The 9,458-nt window shown below is 54.4% G+C and carries 10 protein-coding genes and 1 pseudogene; 5 read left to right on the forward strand and 6 right to left on the reverse strand.

The window, feature by feature from the left end; genetic code table 11:
• Nucleotides 1–234 precede the first annotated feature (234 nt).
• From RRB22_13425 to RRB22_13440, 4 genes are all read left to right on the forward strand, one after another.
• Nucleotides 235–1,173 carry a 2-oxoacid:acceptor oxidoreductase family protein gene (locus RRB22_13425; protein ID MDT8385403.1) on the forward strand — a complete coding sequence of 313 codons (939 nt, stop codon included), beginning with the start codon at nt 235–237 and terminating at the stop codon, nt 1,171–1,173.
• On the forward strand, nt 1,170–2,435 hold the full coding sequence (locus RRB22_13430) for a pyruvate synthase (GenBank protein ID MDT8385404.1): 1,266 nt from the start codon (nt 1,170–1,172) through the stop codon (nt 2,433–2,435). The genes RRB22_13425 and RRB22_13430 overlap by 4 nt, the downstream gene beginning before the upstream one ends.
• Entirely contained in the window at nt 2,428–3,351 is a 924-nt protein-coding gene (locus RRB22_13435; GenBank protein ID MDT8385405.1) for a thiamine pyrophosphate-dependent enzyme, read from the forward strand. Before RRB22_13430 ends, RRB22_13435 begins: the two co-directional genes overlap by 8 nt.
• Nucleotides 3,352–3,518: 167 nt before the next feature.
• The gene (locus RRB22_13440; protein MDT8385406.1) at nt 3,519–3,863 is read left to right on the forward strand and encodes a DUF6763 family protein; all 345 of its coding nucleotides are present in this window, start codon (nt 3,519–3,521) and stop codon (nt 3,861–3,863) included.
• Between the two features lie 231 nt (nt 3,864–4,094).
• Here RRB22_13440 and raiA read toward each other — a convergent pair whose 3' ends face one another.
• Nucleotides 4,095–4,661, reverse strand: a complete 567-nt coding sequence (raiA, locus tag RRB22_13445; GenBank protein ID MDT8385407.1) for a ribosome-associated translation inhibitor RaiA — start codon at nt 4,659–4,661, stop codon at nt 4,095–4,097.
• A gap of 321 nt (nt 4,662–4,982) precedes the next feature.
• On the opposite strand from raiA, the gene RRB22_13450 reads away from it, so the two are divergent.
• Nucleotides 4,983–5,273: a hypothetical protein gene (locus RRB22_13450; GenBank protein ID MDT8385408.1), complete on the forward strand. Its 291-nt coding sequence runs from the start codon at nt 4,983–4,985 to the stop codon at nt 5,271–5,273.
• Nucleotides 5,274–5,414: 141 nt separating this feature from the next.
• On the opposite strand, the pseudogene RRB22_13455 reads toward RRB22_13450, so the two are convergent.
• The 5 genes and pseudogenes from RRB22_13455 to RRB22_13475 all read right to left on the reverse strand — a co-directional run bounded on the left by RRB22_13455 (nt 5,415) and on the right by RRB22_13475 (nt 9,192).
• A pseudogene (locus RRB22_13455) lies at nt 5,415–6,624 on the reverse strand (IS256 family transposase).
• A gap of 129 nt (nt 6,625–6,753) precedes the next feature.
• A complete protein-coding gene (locus RRB22_13460; GenBank protein ID MDT8385409.1) occupies nt 6,754–7,659 on the reverse strand; it encodes an IS3 family transposase in 906 nt (301 codons plus the stop codon).
• Complete coding sequence (locus RRB22_13465; GenBank protein MDT8385410.1) at nt 7,614–7,916, reverse strand: transposase; 303 nt, start codon at nt 7,914–7,916, stop codon at nt 7,614–7,616. The genes RRB22_13460 and RRB22_13465 overlap by 46 nt, the downstream gene beginning before the upstream one ends.
• 41 nt (nt 7,917–7,957) lie before the next feature.
• Complete coding sequence (locus tag RRB22_13470; protein ID MDT8385411.1) at nt 7,958–8,545, reverse strand: RHS repeat-associated core domain-containing protein; 588 nt, start codon at nt 8,543–8,545, stop codon at nt 7,958–7,960.
• A gap of 206 nt (nt 8,546–8,751) precedes the next feature.
• Nucleotides 8,752–9,192 carry a hypothetical protein gene (locus tag RRB22_13475; GenBank protein MDT8385412.1) on the reverse strand — a complete coding sequence of 147 codons (441 nt, stop codon included), beginning with the start codon at nt 9,190–9,192 and terminating at the stop codon, nt 8,752–8,754.
• Nucleotides 9,193–9,458 lie beyond the last annotated feature (266 nt).

Below are 9,458 nucleotides of genomic sequence, written 5' to 3' on the forward strand. Positions count from 1 at the left end.
GACTTCGGTGATTACGCCCTTCTGTTGTTAAGAATAGTCCAAGCTCACCTGTGATGCGGATGCGACAAGAATGAGTCAACGATGCGCTGCGGAGGCGACGAAAAAGCCGGGCGGTGCGTGACACACCGATGCCGCCGCGGCAACAACCTATACTTGATGCAGGGCATCCGTCACACGCCCCTGCCTATGAAAGGGAATCGAGCGGGCATCGAACCGGAATCGAAAGGAAATTGCATGTATCGCATACGCTTCCATGGCCGCGGCGGTCAGGGCATGAAGACCGCCAGCCGTATCCTTAGCAAGGCCTTTTTCCTGGGCGGCTATGAGGTGCAGGATGCGCCCCGGTATGGCGCCGAACGGCGGGGCGCGCCGATCTTCGCCTATGTGCGGGCGGCCCGACGCCCCATCAACGAGCGCGGTGTAATCACCCGCCCCGATCTGGTGATTGTGGCCGACGACTCGCTGGTGGCGCTGCCCGCCGCCGGGGTGTTGCAGGGCATCGGCCCGCATACCCTGCTGCTGATCAACAGTCACGAGTCGCCCGGCACCTGGGATCATCGGCTCAACATTCACGGACAGGTGCTGGTGCTGCCGGTGAGCGAGGAGGGAGAGGACCGCAGCGAACTCCCTTTTCTCGGCACGATCTGCGCGGGCGCGGCGGCGCGCCTGATCGGCGTGATCCCCCTGCAACACCTGCAACAGGCGATCCGCGAGGAGCTGGCCGCGCTGGGACCCCGGATCGTGGAGAAGAATCTGCAACAGGCGGGCGCCGCCTTTGAGCTGGCCGCGACACACGAGCGGGAGGTAGTGGAAGGCGTGGACATCGAGGCAGGTGACTATACCCCGCCGGCGTGGGTGGAGCTGCCGCTGGAGCCGGCCAACGTCTCGGCGCCGACCATTCACACCGGCCTCACCAGCACCCTCACCGTGACGGGCGCCTGGCGCACCCTGCGCCCGGTGATCGACTATCAGCGTTGCAATCGCTGCTGGTGGGTGTGCAGTGAATTCTGTCCCGATGGCGCCATCAGCGTCGACGACCAGGGCTACCCGCGCATTGACCTTGACCACTGCAAGGGCTGTCTGGTGTGCGTGGCCCAGTGCCCTCCCCATGCCATCGAGGCGGTGGCCGAATCGACGGCCAGGGCAGCCGAAACCGCCGAGGCAAACCCATGACCCGCCAGCTGCTGACCGGTAACGGCGCGGCGGCCTGGGGGGCGCGTCTGGCGAGGGTGGATTATGTGCCCGCCTTTCCCATCACCCCGCAGACCGAGATCATCGAGACCCTGTCCGCCTGGTTTGATAGTGGCGAGATCCCCGGGCGCATGACCACGCTGGAATCCGAGCACTCGATGATTACCGCTGCGGGCGCCGCCGCCGTGACCGGGGTGCGGGTGTTTACCGCCACCTCCAGCCAGGGCCTGTTGTACGGCATGGAGATGCTGTACACCATCGCCGGCTGGCGTGCGCCGTTGGTGATGATCAATGTGTCCCGCGGACTGTCCGCGCCCCTGACCCTGGAGCCCGATCACAACGACATCCTGGCCGCCCGCGACAGCGGCTGCCTGCAACTGCACTGCGCCACCTGTCAGGAGGTGCTGGACAGCACCCTGATCGCCTATCGCCTGGCGGAACACCCCACGGTGCGCCTGCCGGTGATCGTGAACCTGGATGGTTTTTATCTGTCCTTCACCCGCGAGCCGGTGGAGATCCCCGACGCGGATCAGGCCGCCCGCTACGTGGGGGCCTTTGCGCCCGGCGATATCCGCCTGCGCGCCAGCGCCCCCAGCAGTCAGGCGGTGGCGGTGCTGGGTGGCACACCCTATTCCTATTTTCGCTATGAGTTGCACCTGGCCGCCCGGCAGGCACTGGCGGTGTACGACACCGTGGCCAACGAATTCCGCCAGCAGTTCGGGCGCGACTATGCCGCACTGGAAACCTATCGCAGCGAGGATGCCGAGTATGCCTTTGTGATGATGGGCAGTTTTGCCACCAAGGCCCGGGAGGCGGTGGATCGGCTGCGCGATGTCGGCTGGCGGATCGGCCTGGTGCGCCCCCGGCTATTACGGCCCTTCCCCGAGCAGGCCCTGCGCGCGGCATTGGGCGACAAAAAGGCAGTGGCGGTGGTCGATCAGAATATTTCCATGGGCAAGGGCGGCGTGCTGCACACTGAGGTGGCATCCGCCCTGTACGGCCTGCCGGCGGCCCCCCTGCTGGTGAGTTTTATCGGCGGCCTGGGCGGACGCGACATCAGCCAGGAGGAACTGTTCCAGATGGCGCACACCCTGCAGACCGCCGTCAGCGAGGGACAGACGCCTCGCCCACGCCTGTTATACACCGCCGACGAACTCCGCGAGATGCGCAAGCTGCAGGCCATCGCCCAGGTGGAGCGGCAGGAACTCGAAGCGCCCCCCGGGCAAGGAACCGGCCATGACTGAGACCCACTTCCAGCGTATGAAAGACCTGCCCTCCACTCGCCTGCTGGGCACCGGCACCCCGATGTGCGCAGGCTGCGGCGGGCTGATGTCCCTGCACCAGATCTACGACGTGCTCGGCGAAAAGACCGTGTTCATCAATGCCGCCGGTTGCATGACCCTGCTGTCGGTCTATCCCTTCACCCCGTTTCGCGGCTCCTGGCTATACACCGCGATGGCCTCGGCCCCCGCCGGCGCCCAGGGGGTGCGCGATGCTCTCGACATCCTGCTGCAACAACAGCGCATCCTGCCCGACGAGGACCTGCAGGCCGTGGTGCTGACCGGCGACGGCGCGGCCTATGGCATGGGCCTGTCCGCCACCTCGGGGGCCATTGATCGCAATCTGGATTTTTTATACATCTGCTATGACAACGAGGGTTACGGCAATACCGGCCAGCAATACTCCCAGGCCACGCCGCACGCGGCCAGAACGGCGACCAGCAAGGGCCCCCGCGGCTATCCCGGTTTTAAGAAAGACCTGTTCGATATCTGGGTCGCGAATCGTCCGGCCTATGTGGCGACCGTGATCGGCACCGATCCGCTGGATCTGGCCCGCAAGATCGAGAAGGCCAAAAGCATCAAGGGGCCGCGCCTCATCATCAGCCTCGCCCCCTGTCCCACCGGCTGGAACTTTGACCCCCGCGAGTCGGCGGAGATCGGCAAGCTGGCGGTAAAGACCGGGGTCTGGCCGCTGAAAGAATATGTCGATGGCAAGGTGGTGCATACCCGCATCCCGCGGCTGCGCCAGCCGGTGGAGGACTACCTGCAAAAGCAGGGCCGCTTCGCCCACCTGTTCACCCCTGAGCGCAACGAAAAACTACTGGACGAGATTCAGCAACGTACTGATCGCTACTGGGAAGCTGTAATAAATTCCCTGTAAATCCACCCACTGGTGCGTGCATTTATTTGTGCTAACTTCAGATGAGGGAAGCACTGATCAGGCCCGGATTCACCACCGGTATCCAGCGAACACAATATCCCAGCAACAGGCGATTTTTCTGCCTTAAACCACGGATTCAGGTTATAGATAAAATGGAGGAATAGACCATGCCGACCGAACTGGACCCCATCGAGGGTAACTGGTACCAACATCTCGATAAAGGCCAACGCTTCCTGGTGGTTGCCGTTGACGACGAGGAAGGTCTGATCGAGACCCAGCACTTCGACGGCGATATCGAAGAGATCCCACTCAATGCCTGGTACCAGCAGGAACTGGATATCGCCGAGGCGCCCGAAAACTGGGGAGGCGCCTTCGATATCGGCACCAAGGATGATTACGGCACCGGGATCACGGACACAGACATCAGTGACTGGTCTGAGCCGCTCGAGGAGATCCATGACTTCGATGAAGATGCTGCGATCGACATCGATGAAGGGGATGAATATACCTAGTTCACGTTATTTTTTTCCTGCTCATCCTGACTGGACGCATGCATAGCTAACATTCAGGCACCGTAGCCAGGTAGGGTGGGCACCTTTTTGTGCCCACGCGGCAATATCCACAATCATTTTTCGTGGTCTCATACAACATCACCAGAATTCCCTATGCCATACGTCGTTATCATTTTCAGCAGGCCACTCACCGATGCCGCGTGGGCACAAAAAGGTGCCCACCCTACCTGACTATTCCACAATGTGATGCTTTCCCACCACATGGACCGTGCTGGCCTGCGGCCCCTGATCGCCGGCCTCTTCCGCAAACCTCACCTCGCTGCCGACATCAAGTTCATCGTATTCGCCACGTACCAGGCTGTTGCGGTGAAAATAGATATCGCGCCCATCGGAAGTCAGTATCCTGCCGCAGTCCTGATCCGGTAACAGCTCGATCACCTGGCCGTGAGCCGGTGGCGTGTGGGTTTTAACCTCATTTTTCAGTTTACGCTTGTACTCCTGCAGTTGGCGTTTTGCGGCATCAAAGGCATCACGGAGGGCGACATAGACATCCTCATGCGCGTGGTTGTCTCCCGGTGCACGACTGGCCACCAGCTCCGCCCCAGGGACGGTAAGGTCCACCCGAACGTGGTATAGAATGCCCTGGTGTTGATGGGTATGGGGAGATTCAACCATCACCCGACAGCTCATGATCTTGTCAAAAAACTGGTCCAGTTTCTCGGCCTTTTCACGAATAACGGCCTCGACCGCCTCCGAAGGTGGCATATCGCGAAAGGTAATCTGTAGGGGTTGCTGCATGTGACCCTCCTTCATAAGGGTTGTTTTCTGAATGTTCCTGAATGTTCCTGAATGTTCCTGAATGTTCCTGAATGTTCCTGAATGTTTCTGACTGTTTCTTCTAAAACAGCCACGGCGTAGAATTTCACCCCACCGTTATCTTAATAATAGTCCAGTAAAAAAGGCCGACAGGCGTTGCGGAAAACCCGTTCGCCCGGCAGTTTGAAATCTCAGGGCTATAATTCAGGGATAATCGCACGTGAATCGCGTGTGCAATGCATGCGAGCATCTATTGGGTTGTCTATTGAGTTTTCTTTGGGTTATCCCAGAGAGGAGAGAAAAATGCCTGACATCAACCAACTCGTTGAACGCCATATCCTGGAACACGAGGCCCGTCTCAAACATATCGATGAACTGATGGATCAGGTCGAGCGGGCCAAACAGGCCGCAGATTCACCGGAGGCCGTGGAAGAATTCAAAGACCTGCAAAAGGAGCGCCGCAGACTCATCGAGGCATTCGACCGACAGCAGACCACGCCCGCCGAAAGCTGGGCGGAAAAAGGCGGGCCGATGATCATGTGGGACATCCTCGCCGAACGGCTGGAGAAACTGGTGGAGCGGCTGAAGCACTAGCGCGCCTTCCGGGCCGGCTTACGCGGCGCGCCTTGCATATTTGTAGCCGTAAATGCACCCATCCCGCGTGGGATACAAACTACGTCGGATGGTTGATATTGTCTCTGATGAGGGTGTTCAAAACTCTGTGTCAGCCAATCGTCATAGCGCGATATGCGCCTCCAGTCTGCCCTCAAAATGAATCGCCAGTTGCGACAGCGTGAGGTTCCAATTCTGTACCGGGTGCGTCCAGCGCTCGGACGCCTTCAGTATACCGGCATAGAGCAACTTGAGTAGGCTGTTCTCGTTGGCGAAGCCGCCCTTGGTTTTGGTCAGTTTGCGAAACTGGCGATGCACGGCCTCGACTGCGTTGGTGGTATAAATCGCCGTACGCACATAATCGGGATACTTAAAGTAGGCCGATAGTGTGGGCCATTTACTGCGCCAGGATTTAATCACCATCGGATATTTGTCACCCCATTTGGCTTCCAGCTCATCCAAGGCAATTTCCGCAGCATTGAGGGTCGCGGCCTTGTAGACACACTTGAGGTCGGCCATTAAGGCCTTCTGGTTTTTTTGAGGCCACGTACTTCATCGAGTTGCGGATCTGGTGAATGATGCAGTGTTGGATCTCGGTTTTTGGGTAGATGCTTTCGATGGCTTCAGGAAAGCCCTTCAGGCCGTCGATACAGGCAATCAGAATGTCCTTGACGCCGCGATTATGCAGATCGGTCAATACGCTCAGCCAATGATGGGCACCTTCTTGATCGGAGAGATACAGGCCCAGCAACTCTTTTTTGCCATCAATATTCAGCCCCAGAAGGGTGTAAATGGCTTTGCTGATGTAGCGGCCGTTCTCCTTAACCTTGTAATGGATCGCGTCCAGCCAGACGATGGGGTAGATGGCCTCCAGATCACGTTCACGCCAGGCCTGTAGTTCCGGCAGCAGCTTGTCCGTGATCGCATTGAGAGTACCGTTGGACAGCGACATTCCGTAAATCTCTTTGATATGCCCCCGGATATCCTGATAACTGTTGCCCAGAGAGAACAAGGCGATGACTTTACGCTCCAGCTCGTCGGTGAGATGGGTCTGGTGCTTTTTAACGATTTGCGGCGCAAAGGTGCCGGCACGATCGCGAGGCGTGTTGAGTTCGAACGCCCCGGCAGAGCTCTTCATGGTTTTGGTGGTGCTGCCATTTCGGCGGTTAAACGCCTCTTCGGAGGCAAGGTGCTCATCCAGCTCGGCCTTCATCGCGGCCTCGGTGAGCTGTTTGATCAGTGGGGTTAGGATGCCTTCCTGGCCATTCAAGTCTTTGCCTTCACGCAAGGCTTTGATGGCAGCGTCCATATCGAAGTTGATGTTGTTTTTCATGTATCATTCCTTTTTGTTCCAGTTTAAAGAAATGACACAGAATTATGAACACTACCTCTCTGATTAAAAGTGTCCCTTAAACTGGGGGAGTTTCACCATGGTCTTCCCCCAGTTTCCTGGACACATCAGTTAATGGACACCCATGATACTTTCGTAGGTGGCCGGGCTTTTATAGGCCAACGATGAATGTCGTCGTTGGCGGTTATAAAACAACTCAATGTAATCAAACAAACTACTGCGGGCCTGTGATCGTGTTCGGTAATCTTCAAACACGACACATTCTGTTTTCAATGAGTGATAGAAACTTTCCATCACCGCATTGTCCCAGCAATTCCCTTTTCGACTCATGCTACAAATAATGCCATGCTCACGCATTATTTTCTGATAGTCACGTGACGCATACTGAATACCACGATCCGAATGCAGAATGACGCCACTGACATTTGTTCGTTGTTCTATCGCCATTAACAAGGCCTGACTGATCAGCACAGTGTTGTTGCTATTTCCCATCGACCATCCAATGATCTTGCGGGAAAACAAATCCATTACTGTAGCAAGAAACAACCAGCCTTCTCGTGTCGGAATAAATGTCACATCGGACACCCATTTCTGATTCGGCCTCTGCGCAGCAAAATCCCGACTCAACACATTCTCAGCGGGTCTCAGGCCATGACGCGAGTCCGTGGTGACCACAAACCGCCTGTGAACCTTGGATTGTATACGGTGGCGCTGCATCAGCTTTGCTACGGCATTCTTTCCCACCACGATGCCGTTATCCACCAACTCACCATGCACCCGGGGTGAGCCGTAGATTTCACGGCTTTTCTGGTGGATCGCTTTTATCTTCGCGACCAGCTGTTGATGTCGGCGATAACGCGGGCTTTCAGCCCGCTCTACCCAGCTGTAATACCCGCTGGGTGAGACATCCAGCACATCACACATGCGTATTATTTTGTATTGCGTTCGATGCGAATAAATATAAGCGAACTTTACTTCAGTTCTCTCGCAAAGAACGCGGCGGCTTTTTTTAGGAATTCATTCTCCTCTTTTGCCACCGCCAACTCCCGCCTTAATCGGGCGTTCTCTGCCGCCTGACTATCCGCAGAGCTATGTCGTCCTTGCCCTGGAAAGGCTGCATCACCGCGCGTCTCGATTTCCTCTTTCCATTTGTAAAGCTGATTACGTTTAATTCCCAACTCTCGTGCCAGATCTGCACCCGTCTTTTTACCTTCATTCAGAAGACGAACGGCTTCCAGCTTAAACTCTTTGGTAAATGTTTGTCGTTTTTTCATGGTTCACTCCTCGGACTATTGTCCTCTTTTTGGAGTGTCCGTTAAACTGGGGGAGGTTCATTCTTTCCCATTATTCCTTTTCCATTTGGACTATATCTACCATACTCGTAATATTTTGTACCCCCTGAATTATTATCAATTAGCAACACACCTGCATGCCCGAGGGCTAATTTAAAACCAAAGCCTGTATTAACTTGGTAACCATCGTAAACAATGCCTACAGCATCGCGTCCATCCGGATCAACAAACTTATAAGGATTGTTATTAGCATAAGCATACCGATTAAATGTTTGGAGGCTTGATTCCTTAAACCCAACAGGATCAATCCCCATAAACCGCCCAAGCTCAGGATCGTACCAACGAGCACCAAAATAACTCAGCCCAGCACCGGCATCTTCTTGCTTGCCGGTATACCACGTGGTGTTTGAACTAGTGCTTTCTTTACGGAGTCGCACTCCATAGGGCTCATAGGCTTCGCGCCACATGAGGTTACCCTGCTCATTGGTAGCGGCAATGGTGGAGCCATGGGCATCCAGGTGATAGTAGGTAACCGTTTGTGCGGCCCACGATGTTTTTGAGACTAATGCGATCAGCAAGGCTAAAGCTATGGTTTTCAGTGAGTTCATCATAGGTTTTAGATTCCTAATGTCCTTCATGCGCAATATTAGCAAACCTCCCCGGAAACCGTGGCTTCCGCTTTACCCACTAAGTCGACCCTGTAATAATTAAGCATCAAAGTATCGGCATACTTTTCTATCGTGATGGTACAGATGTAGAGTTCGAGCACGTCGGGGGCATCTCTAGAAGTACAATCTGTGCTGAGGTCTCTTGTTAATTAAAGATCATTGAGAGTTTTTTGTAACAAATCGTCGTCATCCACTTCCATAAACCCATTACTTAAATCTTCACAAACCAATTCTGCTACTTCAATAAGTTTTTGATAGCTAGGAATTAATTTCTCTCTTTCAGTATAAGGAATAGCTCGAAGCAATAATGCAACATCCCTTAATGGCAACCATTTCTTCTTAGCCAAAAAAGAAATTAATTTAATGTTATCAACATAATCATCCAACAAGTTTCGCGCCAAAACCTCTCTAGATAAATCAACAAATGAATCTTTGTCTTTATTTGTTAAAAAGTCTATCAGTGTATTTTCTAACGTTTCGGGCATATCAATCCCCTGCTCAATCAGATTACCTGCAATAGAAAGTGAGCCTTCAAATGATGGCTCAGTCACAACAGAATAAAATAGCTTTGATAGAGAATCTCTCAACATAAATAATTAATCTCACATAAAAATAAATACGCCACTAATTAAGCCATTCATGACAAATGGCTAAGAGTTAGGGGGAAAGCCTAATCCTCCATTCTGCATAGTGTCTTTTGTGTTAGGTGCATCAATTGTTTTAGTGCCAGTCAAGTCATCAGAAAACCTGAGACTGTAAATTAAATTGTGTAACTGCTCATTGTTCAATACCCTTGATAATAGTAAGTGATCAGCAAACCCCACCTTGCAACTTCACATTCCAGGGTAATAGTGCT

The organism is Gammaproteobacteria bacterium (assembly GCA_032250735.1).
GTDB lineage: Bacteria > Pseudomonadota > Gammaproteobacteria > SZUA-152 > SZUA-152 > SZUA-152.